We start from the raw sequence: 22,495 nt of genomic DNA, 5'->3' as shown, positions 1-22,495 counted from the left end.
CCCAGAATTGCCACTTCGAGTGGCCACTTGCCGAGAGGCGCAAGACGGGCACCGACGCGCTGGAGCCGCTGGACACCTTTCGGTGCCAGCGGCTTTGTCGTCTGAATGATCAGGCCGGGTTTTCGCCGGCAGCGACGTCGAGGATCCACGTCACCCCGAAGGCATCGGTGAGCATGCCGAATCCGGGGCTCCACGCCGCCGCGGCAAGACCCTCGATGATGGATCCACCGACAGAGAGTTTGGCCCAGTAACCCTGCACCTCTTCGAGCGATTCACCGCGAACCGAGACGAAGAACGGTTGGTCGGTGATCGTGGTGCCGTTCTCACGGTGCGTCGTGCCGGCATTGGCGGTCGAACCGCCCGACTGTCCTGGGATGTCGTACGCCATCACGCTGAAGCCGTCCGCGGTTTCGACTTGGCCGAACACAATGTTCTCAGCGCCAGGCACATCCTTGGGCATTCCGAAGTCGCCGTAGGTTGCGATCGTGACCTGGCCACCGAAGACGGACTGGTAGAACTCCAGAGCCGCGCGGGCGTCTCCGCGGAAGTTGAGGTGGGTCGTTGTCTTGATGCTCATGTCTGCTCCTAGTACGAACGTCGCCCGGGTTTTCCCTGACAACGTCGACTCTCACAGCCGTATAGGACTGTTTTCGTCCTAGACTCGTCGTAGTCTCACGACATGGCGACCACCACTCGGCTCTTGAATCTGCTGTCCCTCTTGCAGACGAGGCGCGACTGGCCGGGCGCTCTACTCGCCGAGCGGCTCGACATCAGCCACCGCACGGTCCGCCGCGACATCGACCGGCTCCGGGAGATGGGTTACAGCATTGCGGCGACCATGGGCCCGGACGGCGGATACCGACTCGACGCCGGCAGCGAGCTACCACCCCTGCTGTTCGACGACGATCAGGTCATCGCCTTGGCAGTCGCTCTGCAGGCGGCGACGCTGACCGGCGTCGGCATCGAAGAGGACGCAGTGCGTGCGCTGACCACCTTGCGGCAAGTGATGCCGTCGCGTCTGCGCCATCGCCTCGACGCACTCACGTTCACCACGATTTCGACCGATTCCAGCGACGCAGACTCGGTGTCCCCTGAGGTGCTCGTAGCGATTTCCGCAGCGGTGCGCGCTCGCGAGGTGCTCCGCTTCGACTACTCGAACGGCCGCTCAACTGACAACATCGAAATAACACCCCCACGCCGCGTGGAGCCACACCATCTGGTGACCTCCAAGCGTCGCTGGTACCTCGTCGCGTGGGATCTCGAGCGAGACGACTGGCGAATCTTCCGCGCCGATCGCATCACTCCACGCACCCCGAACGGCCCGCGGTTCACACCGAAGGGGATCCCCGGCGGTGATGTGAGCGAATACGTGGCCGCGCGCTTCAAGGGATCGGAACATATCAACAAATGGCCGTGCCACGGCAAGGTCAAATGGCCGTGCCACGGCAAGGTCGTTCTCCATCGACCAGCCAGTTATGTTCTTCCCTTTGTCGAGGACGGCGCCGTCGAAGATCTTGGCCCCGACCAGTGCAGCCTCGAAGCCGGATCATGGTCCTGGACGGCGCTGGCAGCCTCCTTCAACCGATTCGACACCGACATCGATGTCGTCGGCCCGGCAGAACTGACCCACGCTTTCGCACAACTCGCCGCCCGCAATGCCGCGACTGCTGCGAGCTAGGCAGTCGTCGCGAATGAGATCCAGGTCTCCAACACAACCGTGCGTCCGTGGGTTCATGTAGGTTTCAAGTCCTCAGAGGACCTGAGGACTTGAAGACCTGAACGAAGGGATGCCCAAGGAGATGAAGAAGGGGCAAGTTGCGTTTCTCACCGGCACACACGTCGTGAACGATCTGTACCAGGGGGCTGTGCCTGCACTGTTGCCGTTCATGATGCTGGAACGCGGATATTCCTACTCCGCGGTTGCCGGAATCACGCTCGCCGCGACCGGACTATCCAGTGTCGTGCAACCCGCATTCGGCATGCTGGTCGATCGAAAGAGCCGGAATTGGCTGGTACCCACAGGTTTTGTGACGGCCGCAACGGGAATTGTCGTGGCCGCGATGAGCACCACCTACATCGTTACTTGGCTGGCAATTGCTTTGGCCGGCATCGGCATTGCCGCATACCATCCGCCCGCCACAAATTTGGCACGCGCAGCTGGAGGTCACTCGCAGAAGGCCATGAGCGTGTTCTCCGTGGGCGGCACGTTGGGAGCCTCACTGGCGCCACCGTTCGTCACGCTCGTGGTCGGTTCGCTCGGATTGTCCGGCGGCTACCTGCTCGCAGTTCCTGCAGTGGTAGCGGCTATTTGGTGGATCGTCGCCCAATCACGACCAGCCGGCACGGGCACGGACGCCGAATCAGCCCAATCGTTGAGTTCGCAGCTAGCAGCGAACGGTCCCGTGTCAGATGATTGGCGCTCGTTCACCCGACTCGTGCTGGTAACGGTGTGTTGGTCAATTCCATATGTGACCACGCTGTCGTTGGTCTCACCGTACGTACTCAACGGACTGAACGGATCGTCCTCGAGTGCAGCAATCGTGTTGTCCTCCTTCACCTTGGCGGGAGCGGCCGGCACGCTACTGGGCGGAGTCCTCGCGGACCGTCGTGGTCGACGTGCATCCATCCGACTCGGTTACCTGCTTGCGGTACCTTCACTGGCATTGCTCGCCGCGGCTCCGAACGTGGCAATTGCCGAACTTGGAATCGTGTGTCTCGGATTCGCGATGTTCTTGCCCTTCGCGCCACAGGTGACGCTGGCGCAGGACTACCTACCGAACCGCCCAGGCACGGCAAGTGGGGTGACCCTCGGACTCGCAATGTCAGTGGGAGGCATCGCCTCTCCGCTGTTCGGTTACCTGGCAGATCACTTCGGACCGCGCATGGCGATCGGGGCGACAACTGCAGTGCTGTTCGTCGGAGCCGTCATCGCGTTCACCTTGCGCGATCGACGCCTCGACCCGGAGGACGAGACGGAGCGCGAACTGGACGTCATCGCCCTTCGATAACCCGACAGACTGCACCGTAGTCTGGAGATTCATCGGAGGACATGAAGTGTCACTCGGTGGGCCGCTCCACGGCGGTTCACCGAGTCAGTCAGGAGCAGACACATGGCAGTGCGCCAGGTCAAGCAGCAGTCACTGGTACAGAAAGCCGCAGACGAACTTGCGCGCCTCATCGGCGACGGCGAGTGGCCGGTCGGGACGAAAATCCCGAACGAGCAGGATCTGAGCACGCTCCTCGGAGTCGGGCGTTCGACCGGCAGGGAAGCCGTGCGTGCACTGATCGCGTCGGGACAGCTCTACTCTCATCAAGGATCCGGCACCTACGTCATGTCCTCGACTCCGGTCACAGAACTCGAGCGAGAACTCAAACGCTCGGACCGCCGCGAAGTCTACGAAGTACGCCGACTTCTGGAAGTGGAAGCAGGCCGCCTGGCTGCCATGCGTCGGACCTCTGCCGACGTCGACCTGTTACGGGCAGCACTCGCAGCCCGTGAAAATGCTTCGACACCAACAGAATTTGTCGACGCTGACATGGAACTACATCGCGCCGTGGTGAATGCTGCGCACAACAGCGTGTTGTCGATGGTGTTCGATTCATTCATCGAAACGCTCCGCAACTCGGCCCTGGACGTGATCACCGACGTCACGGCACGAAACCCCCAATCCATCGACGACGAAGCCGCTGCCCACCGAGATCTGGTGGAAGCCATCGTCGCGGGTGATGCCGACGCTGCCAGCGCGGCGACGCGCAGGAACATGGACGGGCTCGACTGACCCTCTCTATCGTTGTCAGGCATGACGTCCACATCGCTCCCTCCACGGGGTCTCCGGATCGGTCTGTCCGCCATCGCGTGGCTAAACCTGCTCTCTGCGCTCGTAGGAATGGCGGGCCTGACGATCGGCGGCGGGATGGGCCTGCCTCCTGAGTGGATCGAGGGAACCGTCTTCCCTTCATATTTCTGGCCCGGAATCCTCCTCGGCGTTGTCGTCGGAGGCATCCAAGCCGCCGCGCTCTTCGCTCAGCACAACAGGTTCCGCCTGGCATGGGGCCTGCACGCCGCCGCCGGCCTGACGATGATGATCTGGATCTTCGTCGAAATCGCCATGATCCTCGTCTGGTCGCCGCTGCAAGGCATCTTCTTCACCACTGGATTGGCCCAGACGATCCTCGCCGTTCTCGCACTCGGCGCCTGGCCCCGCCCCTTCCTCCAACGAACCGACAGCCATCACGGTCAGTGACGAATTACATTGGGATAGAAGGTCACTAGGACCGACCTCGATGCTCTCCATCGCCCAATCCAGCTCGACCCCCGACCGTCAACTGAAATCTGTTCAGCCGATGAGGTCTTTCGAGAAGTTCAGCGAGTCGAAAGACCTGTTCGCTACGAGTTCCAATTGCCTCTGTGTTGCACCGTCTCGGGCGCGCTGAGACATGCCTTGGATGACTACACCGATGAACTCGGCAAGGTCCTCGGGATCGGAGTCAGCGGGCATGAGTCCGTTGGCGATATCGGCTGCGATCCTCTGCGACAGCAACACCACGTTGGCATTTCGCATGTCGCGCAATCGGTTTGCTATGTGACTGTTGGCGTCGGTCACGCTGACCGCCGCGCTGATGATCAGACAACCACCCGGACAAGACTCGTCGGTGTAATGGGACGCCGCGTCGTTCAAGAGGCGGCGAATCAATTCGGATGCCTCGCGCTCTTCGGCGAACGCCCGGTCCATGAAGTCGCCGCGAGTCGCGTTGTAGTGATCGACGGCGGCAAAGAACACTCCTTCCTTGCCGCCGAAAGCACTGTAGAGACTCGGTGGATTTATCTGCATCGCAGCAGTCAACATGGCAACGGATGTCCCCTCGTAGCCGTGCTCCCAGAAGGCATACATCGCCTTGTCCAAGGCCGCGTCTACGTCGAACTTCCGCCCTTGTCCCGGCACCCCGGCCATGCAACCTCCCAATTCCGCAGCATCTACCGATCCAAATGTGATCTATTCTACTCTTGTAGCGATCACTATGCGAATGTCCTACTGTTCTCCTCGAAAGATCATTTCGTTCACTGAAGTACCGCCGTACTGCTGACACAGCTCGCGAACGCTCTTTCACACCGTCTAGGGGGATCGACATGCGTAGTGCCGCTTCATTCAAACTGGGTCTCAGCCACAGCGCGGCCACCGATTCGACATGGAAGGTCGAAGCGGTCAAACAGGTCGAGTATCACGTGATTGCCGCACGAAATCTGTTCGCCAAGGACAGCACTCGACTACTCGACGGGTGCAGCGCAGCGTCGCTACACCGCGGAGACCGACGCTTGATCATCATCGACGCGAACGTCGACCGAATTCACGGGGATAGAATTCGAGGCTACTTCGAACACCACGGAATACGAGCATCCTTCGTACCGATGCGAGCCGACGAGACGGTCAAAGAGTGGGGTTCTGCGGTGCGGGTGGTCGACGCGATGAACGGATTCGGCATCGACCGACGCAGGGAGCCGGTAATCGCGATCGGCGGGGGTGTTCTACTCGACATTGTCGGTTTCGCCGCGAGCGTCTACCGCCGCGGAACGCCGTACATCCGGGTCCCCACCACACTGATCGGCCTCGTCGACGCCGGGGTCGGCGTCAAGACCGGAGTCAACTACGGCATGGGCAAGAATCGACTGGGGACGTATGCACCGGCCCTGGCAACTTTTGTCGACCGAGCATTCCTGCGTACCCTCGACAACCGACACTTGTCCAACGGCCTTGCCGAGATACTCAAGATGGCCTTGATCAAATCCCTCGACCTCTTCGAACTGCTGGAAATCTTCGGGGAACGATTGATCGATGACAGGTTTCAGGGCTCTTCCGACGAACTCGACACAGCAGCAACACAAGTCATCGCCGAGTCGATCCACCTGATGCTCGAGGAACTGCAGCCCAATCTGTGGGAATCCTGCCTCGAACGCTGCGTCGACTACGGCCACACATTCTCGCCCACGCTCGAGATGGAAGCACTACCGGAACTTCTGCACGGTGAAGCCGTAGCTGTCGACATGGCATTGACGTCTGCACTGGGTTATTTGCGGGGAAGTATCAGTGAAGCTGAACTTGATCGCGTCCTGACTGTAATGAGGCGCCTCGGCCTTCCCACCTGGAACGACGTCTTGTCCACACCGGGCGTCCTCGGCGCCGCATTGGCCGACACAGTGCGTCATCGGGACGGGCGGCAACGGCTGCCTTTGCCGGTCGGGATCGGTGGACACCACTTCGTCAATGATGTCACGATCGACGGAATCAACTCTGCCTCCGCCCTTTTGAACAGGAAGAGCGACGGGCTACGCGTCCGTGAGACGTCGGTGACGAAGGTCGCGTCATGAGGTGGGGCGGCCTCTACATCGAAGGCTTCGGCTCATACCTACCGGACAGGCGGGAACAAGCCTCCGACATGGTGACCGAAGGACGGTTCGATCCCGTCGAACAGCAGAAGACCGGACAGACTTCGGTTGCAGTGTCGGACCCTGATATCGGCGAATCCGCGCCGGAGATGGCAGTCTTCGCAGGCAGAGCTGCGTTGGCCGACAGCGGAATCAGCAGCAACGAAATCGACCTACTCGTGCATGCAGTGGTTCTGCACAACGGCCTGGAGGCGTGGAACTGCGGCGCCTACATTCAGAACGAACTTGGCATCGACGACTGCCTGCCGATCGAGATCCGAACAGCCTGCGCCGGAGCAATCGTCGGAATCGAACTGATCGGCCGCTGGTTCGACGGACACGGCAAAGGCCTGGTAACTGCATCCGACGCTTGGCGTCTCCCCCTGTTCGACCGGTGGAATTCCGACAGCGGTCTCGCCTACGGAGACGGCGCGGCCGCTGCTGTCATCGGCCCGGATCCGGGTCCCTTTCGTATTCTTTCGACTTCCGTAGTCACTGATGCACACCTCGAGCAGATGCACCGCGGGCACGAGCGCACAAGCATGCCTGTCTACGGCACCGCCGACCCGATCGATCTCCGAGCACGGGTGGGGGGGCTTCACCGAGACTCACTCCATCGACGAGTTCTGGTCACGCAACGCGGCCGCTCTGTCTCGATGCGCTGAAACAGCTTTGGGTGATGCCGCCACTCATCACGGTGACATCGCCACCTGGATCGTACCGAATTTCGGCAACGTCCTACTCCGCAAACAATGTTTCGAGCCGCTGAAGATCCGCGCCGAGCAGACCTTGGTCGAACTCGGCAGAACCATCGGCCACACCGGTGCTGCCGACCCACTACTGGGCCTCGACCTGCTCCGCCGCAGCAAGGCCCTGCACCCCGGAGACCGGATCATGCTCACCGGCATCGGCGTCGGGTTCACATGGGGATGCGCAGTCGTCGAATACACCGGATACGAGAAGGGATAGGCCATGGTGGTCGAAACTCCGCACGAATTGACGACAACGGCTCGCTCTACCAACGCGAATGCCGCAATAATCTGGATGCTCCTGGCAGTGTTCGGCGTCGGCACTGTCGAATACCTTGTGGCCGGCGTACTTCCGGACATCTCCACCGACCTCGGGGTCAGCACCTCCACAGCCGGACTGCTCGTCACCATCTATGCCGTCACAGTGGTCATCGGTGGCCCTCTACTGACGATCGCTACCACCAGGGTGCCGCGGACACCTCTCATCGCGGCTCTGATGGCTCTCTTCGTCATCGGCAACATCGGAACTGCGCTGGCACCGAACTTCGCAACCATGGTGATATTTCGGATCATCACTGCTCTGCCACACGCGACGTTCTTCGCTCTGTGCCTGGTGCTGGCGACGTCGTTGGTGGCGCCTGAATTCCAAGGGCGTGTGATCGCCCGCGTCACCCTCGGACTGAACCTGGCGACGGTCCTCGGCGTCCCCTTGGGAACTCTCATCGGTACACAACTGGGTTGGCGCTGGTCTTTTGCGATCATCGCCGTTTTCCAACTGCTGGTCACCGCTGCGCTGATCGCCTCGACGCGCAACGCCGCTCCCTCGCACCAGACCGGCAACGTCAGCTCAGAGCTACGGGTGTTCACCCGGGGCCCAGTTCTGTGGGCGATCGGGCTGACCGCTCTCAGTCAGGCAGCGCTTTTCGTGGTGTTCACCTACATCTCGCCGTATCTCACCGAGCATGCCGGCATCTCGGTGTCGACGGTGACGGTGGTGTTGTTCGTATTCGGCGTCGGGTCTGTTGTCGGCAATCAACTCGGTGGTTACTACGCAGACAAGGACCTGGACAAAACGCTGTACATCGCGTTGACCGCGCTCGCGTTGGCACTTCTCGCTCTCTTCGTCTTCGGCGGAACGTCTTGGTTTGCCTTCGCCTGGATGTTCGTACTCGGTGCTACCGGTTTTTCCATTATTCCGCCGCTCGCCTCGAAACTCATCGGTGCTGCAAGCGAAGCCCCGCACCTTGCTGCCACGGTCAACATTGCAGGATTCCAACTTGCGAATGCTGCCGGCGCGTGGATCGGCTCGATCGCTCTGTCCGGCGGCAACAGCGTTGCAGTCCTGCCTGCTATCGGGGCAGTCCTCGCGGCGGGCGCAGTACTGCTGCTGTTCGTCAGTCGGCGCACTGCTCGGAGCGTGACGTGAAAGCCATGAGAGCTGCGATGATCGACGCTCCCCGTTCCGTGTCGATCGTGACGATCGACCGTCCCAACTGCGGGCCTGACGATGTCGTCGTCAAGGTTGCCTATGTCGGTCTGTGCGGTACGGATCTGGAGTTGTTGCACGGCACGTCGTCATACCTCACTGATGGCCTTACGTCGTTTCCGCATCACTTCGGGCACGAATGGGTGGGCACCGTAGAGCAGACCGGCCCGAATATTCACGATCTGTCGGCGGGTGACGTAGTCACCGGGAGCACGATGATTTTCTGCCAGGCGTGTTCGGCCTGCGGGGCCGGACGACGCAACCAATGCTCCGATCTGCGTGAGGTCGGGCTATACGAACATCCTGGTGCCGCAGCCGAATTCCTCCGCATGCCGCGGCGCACGGTCGTTTCACTCGGTCGCGTCACAGTCGAACCGGAGCACGTTCTCATCGAGCCGCTCGTGACGGTGCTCGAGGCGCTCGACGCTGCTTCGGTGTCGCCGGGTGATCGGGTTCTCGTCGTCGGCGCGGGCACGATCGGCAGCTTGTCCATCGCCATGCTGAGTCGATACCCGATCACCGTCGACGTTCTCGAACCCCGGTCGATCGAACACCTCGACTCCGGCACCGTCACACACAGTTTCACCGATGCCACACACCTGACCGGGCAGTACGACGTGGTCGTGGAGGCGTCTGGCGGCGCCGGTGCGCTGGGTACCGCCGTACGCGTTCTCCGTCCGGGAGGCAAGTGCATCCTCGTAGGCGTCGCGGCGCACACGGAATCGATCGATCCCGGAGCGGTTGCGCTGGCCGGCATTTCGATCATCGGAGTACGTCACGGGGTAGATCACTACCGCCGAGCCGCGGAACTGTTCCCGCTGATTCGCCCGGCATTGACCGCATTGATCGACAGTGTGGTTCCTCTGACCGACGCACAGTCCGCATTCGATCGTCTCGAAGGCCACAGGACACGGCCGAAGGTGGTGATCTCTGTTGAGTGAGCTCGAATACACAGTGATAACCGGAGCGAGTAGTGGTATCGGCCGGGCAATCGCGCTCGCGCTTGCGAAAGAGGGTCACAACCTCGTCCTCGGATACGGCAATGGTCTCGATCGCATCGCACGGTTGGTGAGCGAACTAAATGCGCAGTTCCGCATCGACGTCGTTCCCCTGCAACTGGACCTGCGCAATGCCGAATCGACAGTCGACGCCGTTCTGAGATGCACAGATGAACTGGGTGAGATCCACTGCCTGGTAAACAATGCCGGAATCAACGATCGATCACCCGCAGATGCACTCGCCATCGATCGAATGCGCGAGGTCATGGCCGTCAATTCGATCACCCCACTTGCGTTGGCCTCGTCGGTGGGGCGCCGGATGATCGCGCGAGGTATCGCAGGATCGATCGTCAACATCACATCGATCCATGACACGGTCCCCATCACCGGCGGTGCAATCTACTGCGCCAGCAAGGCCGCATTGGCGGCGTCGAGTCGTGTCCTCGCCCTCGAATTCGCGCCCCACGGAGTGCGCGTCAATTCCGTCGCACCGGGAGAAACCGCCACCGCGATGAACGGCATCGATGACGAATCCTCGTATGCGGACATCGATCGCCCCGCTATCCCGTTGGGGCGTCCGGCCGGTGTGCACGAGGTCGCAGCAGCCGCGGCGTTCCTCGCCGGGTCCGGTTCGAGCTATCTCACGGGGACCACCGTTACCGTCGACGGCGGACTGGTTCTGACTGCAGCCGAAGCGAATGCCCGCTACGCCGTCGATCATTCTCCAACGCAAGGTCTCATGAAAGGAATCGCATGAAAGCCATCGCAATCGAAGCCATCGGCGACCCAAGCGTTCTCACTCTCACCGAGGTTGACGAGCCGACATCCGGCCCCGGAGACGTCACTGTTTCCGTTGCAGCCGCTGCCGTCAACCCTGTCGATCTGAAGACCCGTTCGGGGTTCTTGCCCATCGAGTTGCACTTCCCAGCCGTATTGGGATGGGACGTCTCCGGAACTGTTATCGCAGTCGGATCCGCGGTAACACGCTTCACGCCAGGAGACCGCGTCATCGGAATGATCGCGCAACCGGCACACCGCTACGGAACCTATGCCGAACGCGTCACCGCCGACCAGTCCTTGTTCGCACCCGCTCCGTCGAACGTCACCCTCGAGCACGCTGCTGCGATCCCACTCGCAGCGCTCACCGCTGTGCAATGCCTCGAGAAACTCGACCTTGCACCAGAATCCACGGTGTTGGTGACCGGTGCTGCCGGCGCGGTGGGCCGAATAGCGTCGGCGCTGCTGATCTCGCGGGGACACCGCGTCGAAGCCCTCGCTCGCGAGAGCGACACTGACGAACTCTTGGCCCTCAGCCTCAGCCGGGTCATAGCGAGTCCCGTCGACCTGCCGCAGAAGGAGTACGACGCCATCGTCGACACGGCGGGTATTGCCGAATCCGTCGACAGTGTGCGAGACGACGGCGCCTTCATCTCCATCGACGACAACGAGCAACCCGCACCGCAACGTGGAATCACACCGGCGAAAAGCTATGTCGACGAGGACGGCTCGGGCCTCGAATCATTCGCCGAACTGGTATCGACCGGTTCGGTCACCGTCCCTGTCGCCCGAACATTCCGGTTCGACGAAGCACCCCAAGCCCACGCTCTGCTGGCCGCGGGCGGAACCCGAGGAAAGGTACTGCTGATCCCATGACCGTGACCGCGAATGTCGAAGATGCCTTGTCCACAGTCGGTGTCACCGTTCCCGATGCGGACGCCGCCGCCAACTTCTTCGCTTCACTCCTGGGTGCGAACCGCGTCGTAAGATACCCCGGACGTGTCTCCGTACCGATCGGATTGTCGGGGGTCGTGGATTTCGTATCAGCGGATTGGCCCCATCAACCCCCACCGCGGTTGGTCGACATCGGTACCAACCATCTCTGCTTCACTGTCGGCGATATCGAACTCGCTGTGAGCTACCTTGATTCGCGAAGCGACGTGACAGTCCTCGGCGACGTGATCGAGGTACCCGAGGGTCCGATTGCGGGCAACAAGTGGGTGTACTTCCGGTCGCCGTGGGGCGATCTCTTCGAACTTCAGCAGTGGCCCGAGGAGCCGGGATACTTCCACGAGACCCAGGCCCGACTCCACCACAGACGAGAGGACATCGCGTCAGCCCTTCTCCCGACCTGCCGCGGTTTGGATCACACGGGCTACAGCGTCCCGGACCTCGACGCCGCGATAGCGCGTCTGGTGACCGCCCATTCGGGAACCGAGGTGCTCCGCACCGACATCGCAGCGGATCGCGGGTTCATGACGGCACAGTTCGATCTCGACGTCGAAGGAACGTCCCGGATGGCGATGGTATCCGTCGGCGACTTGAACATCGAGTTGTTCGAGCACCACATCGGCCGGCAGGAGGCCCCTCGCCCTTTGACCGCCAACGGGGGAAACTTCCTGACGTTCCGCCACGGGGGCGCCGCGCGACTGATTCCGAGTTCGCTGTGAAGTACGGAATCAATCTCCCCAACTTCGGGCCGCAGATCGACCCCGAGGGGATTCTCGCGTGGGCCCGGACAGCGGAAGCTGCCGGATTCGACAATGTCCTACTCTCGGATCACGTGGTGTTGACCGACGACGCGAATCGCCGCTCTCCCGCTCCGTTTTACGAGTGCCTGGCCACGCTGTCCTGGCTCGCAGCGGGTACCGAGTCGATTCGCCTGGGCAGCGGCGTGCTGATCGGCAGTCACCGACACCCGGCCCACCTCGCCCACGCGACCGCGACGATTGATCGACTCAGCGGCGGACGGTTGATCGTGGGCATCGGGGTCGGCTGGACTGCACAGGCTTTCGACGTCCTCGGCGTTCCGTTCACACGTCGAGGCCGACTGACGGATACCACTCTCGAAACCCTGATCGCAGCGTGGACGTCGGAGACATACGACGCACCGGGCTCGGCCGGAACACATCGCGTGCACAACGGACCTCTACCGCTGCAGCAACCACACCCTCCGTTGTGGATCGGCGGCAACGGACCCGCTGCGATCGACCGAACCAACAGATTAGGCACTGCATGGCACCCATTGCACCCTACCCGGGGCCTATGCATCGCTGGAGTCGCTTCACTCGCCCCCGGGCGTGAGTTCGTCCCCCGCATCTACTTTCTCCCCACCGAAAGATCTGTCGAATCACCAAACCGTCCACTCGGGTACGGAACCATCAACCAGATACGTGCCGACATCGATTTTCTGTCTGAGATCGGTGCACAGACGATTGTGCTCGATACCGATCCTGGCGACCAGCGACTGCGCCGCTCAACCGACCACGATCTCGATCTGATTCGCATCGCCGGCGAAAGTTTGGGAATGAGTCGGGTGGCCGTCTTATGACTCTGCGGCCCAGCTTGATTCGACAATCCATTTCGACCTCGGCACTGCTGTTCGACATGGACGGAACCCTCGTCGATTCGCAGGCGTCGATCGAGGCTGTCTGGTTCGAATTCGCGGACCGGCACGGCGTTGATCGGGCGGTGGTAGCGCAGGCACTTCCAGGCCGCATCGCTTCCGACATCATCGTTCGGGTTCTCGGTAATCGAGCAAACGTCGAATCCGAACTGAACTGGATCAGGCAAAGCGAAGAGCAGAACTCGCATCCAGTTCGCGCCATCGCCGGCGCCAAGGACTTTCTGGCGTCTGTGCCCCGGGAGCAATGGGCGATTGTCACGTCGGCCCCTCGATCGATGATGGTGCGAAGGCTCACTGAAGCGGGCCTCCCGCTTCCACACGCGTCGGTATGCGCTGAGGACGTGCGCGCCGGCAAGCCAGATCCCGAGGGCTTTCTTGCAGCGGCGGCGCGCTTGAAGGTTTCCGCCGACTCCTGCACCGTATTCGAAGACTCCTCGGCCGGCATGGCTGCTGCGGCCGATTCCGGCGCATCATGCGTTGCAATCGGAGCCGAGCCCGGACGAAACCTTTTGAGAGTGAATAATTTTACTTCACTACGACTCTCCCGAGAGAGATCGGAGCTCGTAATCGACTTGGTACCGGAACTATGACGGATACCGTATCGGTCGATCTGGGAGGTACGTGGCTACGCATCCGCAGCGGTGAGCGAACCGAACGGCTGCCATCGCCCAGCGTGCTCCGACAACCGTCTGCCACACCCGATCAACTCCTGCGCGAGCTGATCGAGACACTGGATCGATATCTACCGCCGGGTGCCGCAGTGAACATGGCGTGCGGGGCCGCGCTCGACGAACAGAAGGGCGTCGCCCATGGATCCGGCCCATTGTGGGGCGGCACTCCTGCCGGTGAGATTCCGTTGCTGCGCCTCCTCGAATCCCACCGCCCGGACGTTCGATGGACACTCGTGAACGACGTGACGGCAGGGTTGGCGTCATTCGCTCGTGGGTTTACACGTCCCACCGATCGGCGCATCGCCTACCTCACCATCAGCAGCGGGATCGCACTGCGGATAGCTGATGCAAGAGAGGGAGTGATTCCAGTGGACGCATTGGGGTTGCAAGGTGAGGTCGGCCACCTTCGTGCAGTGACGTCGGGGCCGGATACAGTGCGACAGTTGCCCTGCGCATGTGGAGGCATCGGACATGTCGCGGCGATCTCGTCCGGCTCGGCGTTGGCTGCTGTCGCCTCGGCTCTCGAATTGCCCTATGACAGAGATTCGTTCGGTCCAGCACTCGAGTCAGGCGCCCCTGGTGCATCACTTCTGTTGAGCGTGGTCGTCGAGCCGATCGCCGAGCTGGTCAGAACGATGATCGCCCTCGATCCACGACTGGATCGCATCGGGATCGGTGGCGGGCTCGCCGAAGGTCTGTCCGAGATGTACGAGAGGGAACTTTGTTCCCAACTCGCCTCGGTGCGATCGTACGCGGACACGTCACTGACTCCCGAGAGAATCCGTAAGACGATATACCTGTGCCGTCCTCACGACATCGACACCCTGTCCGGTGCCGACGATATTGCCGCCGGTCGCCTCCGCGTAAGCAAGCTGTGAAAGAGGATTCATGACAACGCAACTCACCCATCGCGCAATCGTGAGAAGGGGCAGTCGGTCGAGCGTCGAAAAGCGGCCGACTCCAACTCCCGGACCCGGCGAACTTCTCGTCGCCCCCGAGAAAGTCAGCCTGTGCGGGACTGACATTCAGATTGTGCGCGGAGACAGGGACGACCCCTCGCCCATCGTCGGCCACGAAGGCGCTACCCGCGTCGTCGAAGTGGGCGACGGCGTCACCGGCTTCGAGGTAGGTGATCGAGTCGTGGTCAACCCGACGCATCCGCATGATTCATCGTTTCTTCTCGGCCACAACGTCGAGGGGTTGTTTCAACAACGCGTCATCATCGGCGTGCCCGCGGTGAGTGGAGGGTTGGTCACGCCGTTGCCACTGGAACTTTCCAGCGCACGCGCTACTCTCGTCGAACCGTACGCCGTCGTCAGGTATGCGCTCTCCTGCCTCTCCCGTGAGTCACCAGGGACGCTGCTCATTTTCGGCGACGGTCTCATCGGAAATCTGGCTGCGGCCCTCGCACCCTCCGTTCTCTTCCCAACCGTCCGAGTAGTAATGGTCCACCGCACCGAACTCGGCATGGAGTGGACGACAAATCACTTTCCATCCGTGGTCAACTCGCTCGCTACCGAGAACTGGGTACGCGAAACCACAGGCTCGGTCGCCGTGCTGGTCGCGACTCACCGCGCCGGCACAGTAGCGTCGATCGACACCGCTCTGGAACGCCTCGGCGATCGAGTTGTCTCCGTGCATCCGATTGGTGGAGTGCCGGCCAAGGCCACGTCCGATTTGTTACCCGGGGTGGACATCGCCGGGGTGCGACAAGCCAACACGGGTGGACCGACACCACCCGCGATCACGACGTTCACCAGGGGCTCTCTGCGCGTTGCCTTGACGGGCAACAGAGGAGTCACGAACCACCAACTCGCCTCCGCTGCAGCTGCATTGACGAGCGCCGACGACACGATCGACACGCTACTCACACACCAACTCGGCATCGATGAGGGCACCGCATTGATGAACGTGATCTGCGAGAAACGGACCCGAGAGGTGGACGGCGAGTTGGTGATTCGATTGGTGGTGAATCTTGCGGGTCATTGAAGGTATTTGATCCGACGAACTCGGGGAACAACCAGCCAAGACCTCCCGCCCGAGATCCCCCACGGACTCGCATTGCTAGTGTTGATGACGTGTTTGCCACGGGACCCAACGCGCTGACGGTAAAAGGCCAACCGACGCTTCAACACATAGATTTCACCTTTTTGGATTCTTTTCGATTTCCCGACCGGCAGGGCTTCCCCGATTCATATCGCGCATTCATCCGGCACGCAGGGTGGGCGCGGACCTTCGGACTCTGGCTCATCTATCCGCCCGTCCTTCCCGGATTTGCCGACGGCTGGCAAGGGCGCGCCCGCAACCTCACCGCTCATCTTCATTCGGTCTACACAGAAGGACAGGATGACGAGTTCGATTGGATGATCGAACCCGACGGCGATTGGTCACTCCCCGACTCGCTGCAGGTTTTCGGATGGAGCGAAAACGGTGACGCCCTCCTGTGGGACACAGCATCACGCGACACCGACGGAGAGTTTCCGGTTTGGGAATCGCGATCGTTCAACTCCCTCCACCGCCTCGGCGGGAGCCTCTACGAAGCACTTCCGTCCATTCGCACCCGGACGGCGAGCCTGTTCGGACCCCGCGCCTACGACATCGAGCCACTCCAGCCCACCCAACTCTGACGCGCGACCCAAATTATCGAAAGGCCGCGGGCACAGCCACTAGTACGACACCTACGATGACGACCAGCGACAGATAGCCGAGAACGAGGCCGGCCACTGCCAATCCGCGCCCACTTTCGCCGGAACGGCGAATCTGGTTCAGCGACACATGGCCCACGGGAATAGCAAGAACCCCACCGAAGATTCCAAGTACCAGTGCGACGATGGCCAAGGCATTCGTACCGCCGACCACCCCTGGCGGCGGCGACACCACCTGCCTGACAGGCCCGAATGCCGAACGAAGGCTCCTCCCTAACAGCAGCGCCCCGACCATATACAGCGACAGTCCCGCCACTGATCCGGCTACCCAGGCTCCACGAAACGCCGGCCCGTCGACGTCGAGGATCCTCCCCGCCGCCCTTACCCCGGATCCTGCTGCACCGACCGCGATACTCAAATTCACTGCGCCAGGAAGAACGGCAAGCAAGGCAATAGCACCGATACCAAGCGAAAATGCCGGGCCACCTCGGCGCCGCCACGCCAACGAACTCATCAGCGCTGCGAACAAAGTCACAGCAATGCCTAAAAGCCCAGTCACAAATCCGACAACGACTCCCGTCTCGAAGTCCCCACCTAGATGACGAGCAACCCACTGTGCCCAGGCCCGTGCGAATGGCGGCCCGAGCGTCAGCGAGGCAACGACCGTTGCAACCGCAACACACGCCACGACACTGACGACCCGCAGAATCCACCCCAGATAACCGGAATGCGAATTATTCGGCGCAACAGTAGTTTCCGAGTCGATCACCAGGATTCCTTCGTTCAGAGTGTGACAACAGAACGGCTCTAGCCGTCACTCCACACAGAACCGTGGCCGGACCGGCTCACTCATCTGATCAAGTTCTGGTGCCTGTGTCTGTAGTTCGTTCGCACGACCAAACCGGCGATAGCAACGATTACACATTTATGTTAGCGTTGTTTTCATGAGTTCGAGAGCAAAGATTCTGGCAGCAGCAACCGAGTTGCTCAACACCTCCCCCAACGGTGACATCTCCACCCGCGCCGTGTGCGAGATGGCCGGCGTCGGCGCCCCCGCGCTCTACCGTCAGTTCGGCGACAAGGACGGACTGCTCGCAGCCGTCGTCGAGGCAGGTTTCTTCGAATACCTCGAAGGCAAACGCGCTGCAACACCTTCCGATGACCCCGTCGCCGATCTACGGGCCGGCTGGGATGCGCATACCGCCTTCGCGCTCGCACATCCCGCTCATTACCGACTGATGCACTCACCTTCCGCCCAGAGTGCCGACACCGCCTTGCAAGCCCAGGCGCTACTTCGATCCGTTCTCGAACGATGCGCTGCGGCAGGCGTTCTGACCGTGTCGGTCGACGTGGCTACGCAGATGGTGATGTCCGCCAATGCGGGCGTCGCTCTGATGCTCGTCGTAAGGCCGGAACAGTACCCCGATCCGACGCTGTCACAGCGAGTTCGCGACGGAATCTTCGCGTCCATCATCGACGAATCCGACGCCCACCCGGACGCCTCCCTCAACAGAGTTGCATCCACTCTCGATGCCCAACTCGCCGCCGTAGATTCAACTTCCCTCTCCACCAACGAAGTCGGCCTCCTACGCGAGTGGCTACGCAAGCTGTCCGATGCACCCGAAACCAGTTCAGGAGTTACATCATGACTGACACCACCATCCGCGTCGCCATCGTCACCGGAGCTTCCGGCGGCATCGGGCGAGCGACTGCCGAGAAGCTCGCCGCCGACGGAATGGCTGTCGCCGTGCACTATTCAGGAAACCTTCAACGCGCCCAGGAAACAGTTGACACCATCGTCGCAGCGGGCGGTCGGGCCATCGCGGTGCATGCCGACGTCGCCGACGAAGGTGAAGTCGCGGCCCTGTTCGATACGGTCGAGGAGGAGTTCGGGGGCATCGACGTCGTCGTCCATGCAGCCGGAATCATGATTCTCTCCACCGTCGCAGAACTGAACTTCGACGATTTCGATCGGATGCATCGGACCAACGTCCGAGGGACCTTCGTGGTCGACCAGCAGGCAGCCAGACGTGTCCGGACCGGTGGTGCGATCATCAATTTCTCCACCTCCGTGAAGAAGCTGGCGTTTCCGACTTATGCCGCGTACGCCGCCACCAAAGGTGCTGTCGACGCGATCACTCTGGTTCTCGCGAAAGAGCTACGGGGACGCGATATCACGGTCAACGCCGTAGCCCCAGGCCCCACGGCCACCGATCTGTTCCTGGACGGGAAAGACGAAGCTACAGTGGAGAACCTGTCCAAGCTGGCTCCCCTGGAACGCCTCGGCACACCGGTGGACATCGCGGAGGCTGTCGCGTTTCTCGCCGGCCCAGCTCGTTGGGTCAACGGCCAGGTCATCTACGTCAACGGCGGCGTGATTTAGCAAATCCATCGTCTAAGGACCACACCTTGGCAATTCCGACAAAACAGTCAAACCAGTCGACTTTGGTTGTAATGTGCAAACAATGGAAAACCAGGATCGAGGGTCCGCCCGGACGTCACGACGACAGTTCATCAGCGTTGCAGGACTGGCGGCAACCGCCGTCATAACCCTCGCGACCTCCTCGACCGCCAGCGCCGCCGGCCCCACGGCACCCAATCCAGGTTCGCGGGTCGGCGATCCTGCAGAAGCCCAAGCGGTACAGCGCGTCGCAGAGACACTGCTGAACAGCGGAGTCCCCGGCCTTGCCTTCGCCATCGTCAAACCGGATGAGAAGAACCGCAAAGCGAGTGTCACCACTACGTACCACTACGGCCAGGCCGACGTCGAAAACGGCGTGAGAGTCACTCCACGAACGCAATTCGAGATCGCCTCGGAGACCAAGACCTTCACCGCTGCACTACTGGCGAAACTGATCGCTCGGGGAGAAGTCGGATTGGACGACCTGGCGAGCAAGTATTCGGACGGCAACCCGCTGCCAAAAGGCAGCGGTGGCGAGGAGATCACGCTTCGCCAACTGGTCACCCACCGTTCCGGTCTGAGCGACGACCCACCCAATCTTTCGGCAGGGTGTGCCGATCCCACACAATCGTGCACGGACGAGAAAGCGAAGTACACGAGAGACATGCTCTGGGAAGGACTCCGGGCTCCCGGGGCCTTGGAGTTCGCCCCCGGTAGCCACTGGCTGTACTCGGACTTCGGGTTCGGACTGCTCGGCACACTCATGGCAGACAAGATCATTCCGGGACAGGAGAAGCCGCCTTTCGCGGCAGCAGTCGCCCGCGAAATCACCGACCCGCTCGGGATGATGGGTACCGTGATCGAGACCAAAGCAACCGACCTGGCCGTTCCGTACTACCTCGACGGCACAAGAGCCCCTCTGTGGAACAACACGGGTGCGATCGCAGGCGGGGGTGGCCTCGTCAGCACCGCCGAGGACATGTCGATCTGGGCCGCAACAACTCTCGGCTATGGCAACAACCCGCTCAAACCGGTCCTGACCTCGATGCTCGAGCAGATCGACACGCAAGCTCCGGAGAATCCTGCATTCGGAATGGGAATGGCGTGGCAGCTCCAACCCCCGACGCCGAACTTCCCACAATCGTTCGCCAAGAAGAACGGAGACAGCTCGGGATCCAACTGCATCACCCTGTTGGTTCCCGACAGCGGCTGGTCGATCACGATTCTGGCGAACGGTGGAAATGCGGCGATGATCGACCCTGCAGCAGTGAACCTGATGCATGATCTGGTTCCGAGACGACCGATATTCGGTAGCTCGACGGGAAGTTCGTCGGGCAGCGATGCCGGTTTCCAGACCGGGTCATTCGGATAGACCCGCTTACCCAGGGGCGCTACATCTTCGTCGAGCGTGCCATCACGAAGCAGTAGAGCCCGTAAGTGATGATGCCCAATCCGGCAAGGATCAGCAGGGCCACTCCGTACGGCTGCGCACCCAGCGTCTTGAACGCTCCGTCGAGTCCGGAGGACTTGCCGGGTTCGGAACTGTTGACCGCGAGAAGAACCAGAACGCCGACAGCAGCGATGGCCAAGCCCTTGGCGACGTACCCGACGGTTCCGAGTCGGCGCACGAAGTTGCTGGGTGTGCCTTTCAAATCATCCAGGAAGTTCTGGCTCGCGCCCTTGTACACGTGGTAAACACCAACAGCGATGATCGCGATCCCACCGATCACCAATGCGATAGTCCCCAGCGTGTTCTCCATCAAACGCGCCGTGATTCCCGCACTCTGACCGCTGCTGGACTTCCCGCTTCCGCGGGCGAATCCGAATGCAGTGAAAGCAAAACCGAAATAGACGAGCGAAATGCCCAGAGCCTTTGCACGGTTGAAGAACTCCTTCTTCTTGTCGTCCGAGGACGGCGACGACGAGCTCCCCAACGCAGCTTCGGCCAATCTCCACAACGCCATGGCAAGGAAGGCCACGACGCCGACCCACAGAGCGAAGACACCCCCTGGTTTTCCTGCCAACTCGGCCATCGCACCCGATTGGTCCGCAGACCCGGATCCACCGAGAGCAAGGCGGATCGCGATATATCCGATCAGCAGATGAACCACGCCGCTGACGACAAATCCTGCGCGGGCAAAGCGCTCGAAGACATTGTTCTGTGCGACGTCAGCCGCCGTGGACGTGACACTTTTCTGGTCCTGCGGTGACGATTCTTTGTTCATCATGATCGTCGAACCATATACGGGCAGACGCTTCCCTCGAACGCCTGCATCAAGTGTTTCGAGATCAAGGGTTTCGAGGGTTCTGATCCGGCGTCGACCGCGGTTCTTCGGGGTTGGGAACCTTGGGGTCGATCGTGTCTGCATGATCTCGTTGCTGGTTCAGTTCCTCGCGAGAGCTCGTCGCCTCTTTCCGATGTTGCGCTGCATGATGTTGCAGCGCAGACGCTTCCGCCGCTTTGGCGTCGGCCTCTGCCTGCACCATGCGCGCTTTGGCTGCTGTCTCTTCTGCCCGCGCCTCGCGCTCGCCTACTTGCAGCGACTTGTCTGCGACGTCTTCGCGGATCTGTTCTGCCTCGATGTGACGACGCTCGTCGCGCCTGTTTCGCGCCACCCACAGGAGTGCGGCCACGATCGCTATCACCACGACCACGGCAACAATTATCCAGATAATGCTGCTGGTACTCATACTGCGAGAGGTACCCACCTGGGACTTTCTCACACGCAGGCAAAGAAATACGCAAAAATTACAGGTCGGTCGGATGCGTGTTGGCACCGCACAAAACGACGCACAATTCACCGTCGGACGGCGGCGTCACCGTTCCGTTCAGAACCGGAACCATTGCTGCCGCGGTTCCCAACTCCACCAGGATCCGGAACTCCCGCCACAGGAACGCCCGCGCCTGCCGGATCGAATCATCGTCGACCACAACGCTGTTAACCGAACTCTCATGCAGCGTCTCCCAGGCGATGGCGCCAATCCGTGTGGCCCCCAATGAGTCCCCGGCGATACTGTTCACTTCGATATCGATCGGACGCCCCGCATCGAGCGAGGTGTGCAAGGTGGCAGCCCCGGTCGGCTCGACGGCTACCACTTGATCTTCGGGACGAGCCGCCGCGACGATTCCAGAGACCAACCCGCCGCCGCCGACTGCAACGCAATACGTGATCGGTCCGGATGCGTCGTCCTCGATCTCGAGAGCAATGGTCCCGGCTCCGCTGACGATGTCGGGCAGGTCGTAGGCGTGCAGTTCGAGCGCACCGCTCGAGCGTGCGATGTCCGCCGCAGCGGCAGCGGCGAGTGCATACCGGTCGCCGACCTTGTGAACGGTTGCACCCAGCTCCCCAAGTGCCTTCACCTTTGCTTCGGGCGCTGTCTCCGGAACCACCACTGTGCAGGTGAGTCCTCGGCGCCGCGCGGCCCACGCAGCGCCGATCGCAGCGTTGCCGCCGGACGCGATCACCACGCCGGCATCGGGCATGGTGCCGTCGGCGACCGCTCGTTCCACGGCATTGAGACTGCCGCGCACCTTGAAGGAGCCGCCGTGTTGGAGGTACTCGAGCTTGAACAGAACCGGCACCTCGCCGTGTGGTGTCGGCACCGCAGTTCGAAAGATGGGAGTACGCCGCGCCAGTCCTGCGATACGAGTCCGCGCAGCTTCGACGTCCGAGCGCTCGATTGCCACTGGACCTGCGTTGTTGTCGGCGGTGAGAGTCAT

At 61.5% G+C, this 22,495-nt stretch carries 26 protein-coding genes; 20 read left to right on the top strand and 6 right to left on the bottom strand.

Annotation, left to right across the window (positions count from 1 at the left end):
- Positions 1 to 109: 109 nt before the first annotated feature.
- Positions 110 to 577 carry a VOC family protein gene (locus EEB12_RS18365; protein WP_019745645.1) on the bottom strand — a complete coding sequence of 156 codons (468 nt, stop codon included), beginning with the start codon at positions 575 to 577 and terminating at the stop codon, positions 110 to 112.
- Between the two features lie 102 nt (positions 578 to 679).
- Between EEB12_RS18365 and EEB12_RS18360 the strand changes: the two genes are divergently transcribed.
- The 4 genes from EEB12_RS18360 (at position 680) to EEB12_RS18345 (ending at position 4,244) form a co-directional block, all read left to right on the top strand.
- The gene (locus EEB12_RS18360; RefSeq protein ID WP_141488268.1) at positions 680 to 1,678 is read left to right on the top strand and encodes a helix-turn-helix transcriptional regulator; all 999 of its coding nucleotides are present in this window, start codon (positions 680 to 682) and stop codon (positions 1,676 to 1,678) included.
- 121 nt (positions 1,679 to 1,799) lie between these two features.
- Positions 1,800 to 3,008 (top strand): MFS transporter, encoded by a 1,209-nt coding sequence (locus EEB12_RS18355; protein WP_258537260.1) that lies wholly within the window; start codon positions 1,800 to 1,802, stop codon positions 3,006 to 3,008.
- 102 nt (positions 3,009 to 3,110) lie between these two features.
- Positions 3,111 to 3,779 (top strand): FadR/GntR family transcriptional regulator, encoded by a 669-nt coding sequence (locus EEB12_RS18350; protein WP_019745648.1) that lies wholly within the window; start codon positions 3,111 to 3,113, stop codon positions 3,777 to 3,779.
- A gap of 21 nt (positions 3,780 to 3,800) precedes the next feature.
- On the top strand, positions 3,801 to 4,244 hold the full coding sequence (locus tag EEB12_RS18345; protein WP_020909394.1) for a hypothetical protein: 444 nt from the start codon (positions 3,801 to 3,803) through the stop codon (positions 4,242 to 4,244).
- A gap of 93 nt (positions 4,245 to 4,337) precedes the next feature.
- On the opposite strand, the gene EEB12_RS18340 is transcribed toward EEB12_RS18345, so the two are convergent.
- Entirely contained in the window at positions 4,338 to 4,952 is a 615-nt protein-coding gene (locus EEB12_RS18340; RefSeq protein ID WP_020909395.1) for a TetR/AcrR family transcriptional regulator, read from the bottom strand.
- 176 nt (positions 4,953 to 5,128) lie between these two features.
- On the opposite strand from EEB12_RS18340, the gene EEB12_RS18335 reads away from it, so the two are divergent.
- From EEB12_RS18335 to EEB12_RS18280, 13 genes are all read left to right on the top strand, one after another.
- A complete protein-coding gene (locus tag EEB12_RS18335; protein WP_141488266.1) occupies positions 5,129 to 6,364 on the top strand; it encodes a sedoheptulose 7-phosphate cyclase in 1,236 nt (411 codons plus the stop codon).
- Complete coding sequence (locus EEB12_RS18330) at positions 6,361 to 7,086, top strand: ketoacyl-ACP synthase III family protein (protein ID WP_258537261.1); 726 nt, start codon at positions 6,361 to 6,363, stop codon at positions 7,084 to 7,086. The genes EEB12_RS18335 and EEB12_RS18330 overlap by 4 nt, the downstream gene beginning before the upstream one ends.
- 7 nt (positions 7,087 to 7,093) lie before the next feature.
- Entirely contained in the window at positions 7,094 to 7,390 is a 297-nt protein-coding gene (locus tag EEB12_RS30885; protein ID WP_258537262.1) for a 3-oxoacyl-[acyl-carrier-protein] synthase III C-terminal domain-containing protein, read from the top strand.
- A 3-nt stretch (positions 7,391 to 7,393) separates the two neighbouring features.
- Entirely contained in the window at positions 7,394 to 8,596 is a 1,203-nt protein-coding gene (locus EEB12_RS18325) for an MFS transporter (RefSeq protein ID WP_020971053.1), read from the top strand.
- 5 nt (positions 8,597 to 8,601) lie between these two features.
- Entirely contained in the window at positions 8,602 to 9,597 is a 996-nt protein-coding gene (locus EEB12_RS18320) for a zinc-dependent alcohol dehydrogenase (RefSeq protein WP_029537130.1), read from the top strand.
- Positions 9,590 to 10,411 carry an SDR family oxidoreductase gene (locus EEB12_RS18315; protein ID WP_019745655.1) on the top strand — a complete coding sequence of 274 codons (822 nt, stop codon included), beginning with the start codon at positions 9,590 to 9,592 and terminating at the stop codon, positions 10,409 to 10,411. Before EEB12_RS18320 ends, EEB12_RS18315 begins: the two co-directional genes overlap by 8 nt.
- Positions 10,408 to 11,307: an NADP-dependent oxidoreductase gene (locus EEB12_RS18310; RefSeq protein ID WP_019745656.1), complete on the top strand. Its 900-nt coding sequence runs from the start codon at positions 10,408 to 10,410 to the stop codon at positions 11,305 to 11,307. The genes EEB12_RS18315 and EEB12_RS18310 overlap by 4 nt, the downstream gene beginning before the upstream one ends.
- Positions 11,304 to 12,101 (top strand): VOC family protein, encoded by a 798-nt coding sequence (locus tag EEB12_RS18305; RefSeq protein ID WP_019745657.1) that lies wholly within the window; start codon positions 11,304 to 11,306, stop codon positions 12,099 to 12,101. Before EEB12_RS18310 ends, EEB12_RS18305 begins: the two co-directional genes overlap by 4 nt.
- On the top strand, positions 12,098 to 12,982 hold the full coding sequence (locus EEB12_RS18300) for a TIGR03619 family F420-dependent LLM class oxidoreductase (protein WP_019745658.1): 885 nt from the start codon (positions 12,098 to 12,100) through the stop codon (positions 12,980 to 12,982). Before EEB12_RS18305 ends, EEB12_RS18300 begins: the two co-directional genes overlap by 4 nt.
- Positions 12,979 to 13,647, top strand: a complete 669-nt coding sequence (locus EEB12_RS18295) for an HAD-IA family hydrolase (RefSeq protein WP_141488265.1) — start codon at positions 12,979 to 12,981, stop codon at positions 13,645 to 13,647. The genes EEB12_RS18300 and EEB12_RS18295 overlap by 4 nt, the downstream gene beginning before the upstream one ends.
- On the top strand, positions 13,644 to 14,606 hold the full coding sequence (locus tag EEB12_RS18290; protein WP_019745660.1) for an ROK family protein: 963 nt from the start codon (positions 13,644 to 13,646) through the stop codon (positions 14,604 to 14,606). Before EEB12_RS18295 ends, EEB12_RS18290 begins: the two co-directional genes overlap by 4 nt.
- A gap of 10 nt (positions 14,607 to 14,616) precedes the next feature.
- On the top strand, positions 14,617 to 15,717 hold the full coding sequence (locus EEB12_RS18285; RefSeq protein ID WP_019745661.1) for an alcohol dehydrogenase catalytic domain-containing protein: 1,101 nt from the start codon (positions 14,617 to 14,619) through the stop codon (positions 15,715 to 15,717).
- Positions 15,718 to 15,878: 161 nt separating this feature from the next.
- Positions 15,879 to 16,355 (top strand): hypothetical protein, encoded by a 477-nt coding sequence (locus tag EEB12_RS18280; RefSeq protein ID WP_024487502.1) that lies wholly within the window; start codon positions 15,879 to 15,881, stop codon positions 16,353 to 16,355.
- A gap of 13 nt (positions 16,356 to 16,368) precedes the next feature.
- Here EEB12_RS18280 and EEB12_RS30880 read toward each other — a convergent pair whose 3' ends face one another.
- A complete protein-coding gene (locus tag EEB12_RS30880; RefSeq protein ID WP_019745663.1) occupies positions 16,369 to 17,142 on the bottom strand; it encodes a DUF4190 domain-containing protein in 774 nt (257 codons plus the stop codon).
- 175 nt (positions 17,143 to 17,317) lie between these two features.
- On the opposite strand from EEB12_RS30880, the gene EEB12_RS18270 reads away from it, so the two are divergent.
- From EEB12_RS18270 to EEB12_RS18260, 3 genes are all read left to right on the top strand, one after another.
- Complete coding sequence (locus tag EEB12_RS18270; protein ID WP_019745664.1) at positions 17,318 to 18,022, top strand: TetR/AcrR family transcriptional regulator; 705 nt, start codon at positions 17,318 to 17,320, stop codon at positions 18,020 to 18,022.
- Positions 18,019 to 18,756 (top strand): SDR family oxidoreductase, encoded by a 738-nt coding sequence (locus EEB12_RS18265; RefSeq protein ID WP_019745665.1) that lies wholly within the window; start codon positions 18,019 to 18,021, stop codon positions 18,754 to 18,756. Before EEB12_RS18270 ends, EEB12_RS18265 begins: the two co-directional genes overlap by 4 nt.
- Positions 18,757 to 18,838: 82 nt before the next feature.
- Positions 18,839 to 20,146 (top strand): serine hydrolase domain-containing protein, encoded by a 1,308-nt coding sequence (locus EEB12_RS18260; protein WP_020909409.1) that lies wholly within the window; start codon positions 18,839 to 18,841, stop codon positions 20,144 to 20,146.
- A gap of 19 nt (positions 20,147 to 20,165) precedes the next feature.
- Here EEB12_RS18260 and EEB12_RS18255 read toward each other — a convergent pair whose 3' ends face one another.
- The 3 genes from EEB12_RS18255 to EEB12_RS18245 all read right to left on the bottom strand — a co-directional run bounded on the left by EEB12_RS18255 (position 20,166) and on the right by EEB12_RS18245 (position 22,495).
- Positions 20,166 to 21,002, bottom strand: coding sequence for a DUF1206 domain-containing protein (locus EEB12_RS18255; protein WP_019745667.1), 837 nt, complete (start codon positions 21,000 to 21,002; stop codon positions 20,166 to 20,168).
- 61 nt (positions 21,003 to 21,063) lie between these two features.
- Positions 21,064 to 21,465 (bottom strand): hypothetical protein, encoded by a 402-nt coding sequence (locus EEB12_RS18250; protein ID WP_020971062.1) that lies wholly within the window; start codon positions 21,463 to 21,465, stop codon positions 21,064 to 21,066.
- A 58-nt stretch (positions 21,466 to 21,523) separates the two neighbouring features.
- Positions 21,524 to 22,495: a serine/threonine dehydratase gene (locus EEB12_RS18245; protein ID WP_021331768.1), complete on the bottom strand. Its 972-nt coding sequence runs from the start codon at positions 22,493 to 22,495 to the stop codon at positions 21,524 to 21,526.

The organism is Rhodococcus sp. WS1, from assembly GCF_003797745.1.
GTDB classification, from domain to species: Bacteria; Actinomycetota; Actinomycetes; order Mycobacteriales; family Mycobacteriaceae; genus Rhodococcus_F; species Rhodococcus_F erythropolis.
This window is presented reverse-complemented; position numbering and strand designations above follow the sequence as displayed.

Bases quoted from the DNA above. Each gene is read 5' to 3' on its own strand.
- EEB12_RS18365 (WP_019745645.1), bottom strand. From the start codon at position 577: ATGAGCATCAAGACAACGACCCACCTCAACTTCCGCGGAGACGCCCGC.
- EEB12_RS18360 (WP_141488268.1), top strand. From the start codon at position 680: ATGGCGACCACCACTCGGCTCTTGAATCTGCTGTCCCTCTTGCAGACG.
- EEB12_RS18355 (WP_258537260.1), top strand. From the start codon at position 1,800: ATGAAGAAGGGGCAAGTTGCGTTTCTCACCGGCACACACGTCGTGAAC.
- EEB12_RS18350 (WP_019745648.1), top strand. From the start codon at position 3,111: ATGGCAGTGCGCCAGGTCAAGCAGCAGTCACTGGTACAGAAAGCCGCA.
- EEB12_RS18345 (WP_020909394.1), top strand. From the start codon at position 3,801: ATGACGTCCACATCGCTCCCTCCACGGGGTCTCCGGATCGGTCTGTCC.
- EEB12_RS18340 (WP_020909395.1), bottom strand. From the start codon at position 4,952: ATGGCCGGGGTGCCGGGACAAGGGCGGAAGTTCGACGTAGACGCGGCC.
- EEB12_RS18335 (WP_141488266.1), top strand. From the start codon at position 5,129: ATGCGTAGTGCCGCTTCATTCAAACTGGGTCTCAGCCACAGCGCGGCC.
- EEB12_RS18330 (WP_258537261.1), top strand. From the start codon at position 6,361: ATGAGGTGGGGCGGCCTCTACATCGAAGGCTTCGGCTCATACCTACCG.
- EEB12_RS18325 (WP_020971053.1), top strand. From the start codon at position 7,394: ATGGTGGTCGAAACTCCGCACGAATTGACGACAACGGCTCGCTCTACC.
- EEB12_RS18320 (WP_029537130.1), top strand. From the start codon at position 8,602: ATGAGAGCTGCGATGATCGACGCTCCCCGTTCCGTGTCGATCGTGACG.
- EEB12_RS18310 (WP_019745656.1), top strand. From the start codon at position 10,408: ATGAAAGCCATCGCAATCGAAGCCATCGGCGACCCAAGCGTTCTCACT.
- EEB12_RS18305 (WP_019745657.1), top strand. From the start codon at position 11,304: ATGACCGTGACCGCGAATGTCGAAGATGCCTTGTCCACAGTCGGTGTC.
- EEB12_RS18295 (WP_141488265.1), top strand. From the start codon at position 12,979: ATGACTCTGCGGCCCAGCTTGATTCGACAATCCATTTCGACCTCGGCA.
- EEB12_RS18290 (WP_019745660.1), top strand. From the start codon at position 13,644: ATGACGGATACCGTATCGGTCGATCTGGGAGGTACGTGGCTACGCATC.
- EEB12_RS18285 (WP_019745661.1), top strand. From the start codon at position 14,617: ATGACAACGCAACTCACCCATCGCGCAATCGTGAGAAGGGGCAGTCGG.
- EEB12_RS18270 (WP_019745664.1), top strand. From the start codon at position 17,318: ATGAGTTCGAGAGCAAAGATTCTGGCAGCAGCAACCGAGTTGCTCAAC.
- EEB12_RS18265 (WP_019745665.1), top strand. From the start codon at position 18,019: ATGACTGACACCACCATCCGCGTCGCCATCGTCACCGGAGCTTCCGGC.
- EEB12_RS18260 (WP_020909409.1), top strand. From the start codon at position 18,839: ATGGAAAACCAGGATCGAGGGTCCGCCCGGACGTCACGACGACAGTTC.
- EEB12_RS18255 (WP_019745667.1), bottom strand. From the start codon at position 21,002: ATGATGAACAAAGAATCGTCACCGCAGGACCAGAAAAGTGTCACGTCC.
- EEB12_RS18250 (WP_020971062.1), bottom strand. From the start codon at position 21,465: ATGAGTACCAGCAGCATTATCTGGATAATTGTTGCCGTGGTCGTGGTG.
- EEB12_RS18245 (WP_021331768.1), bottom strand. From the start codon at position 22,495: ATGACTCTCACCGCCGACAACAACGCAGGTCCAGTGGCAATCGAGCGC.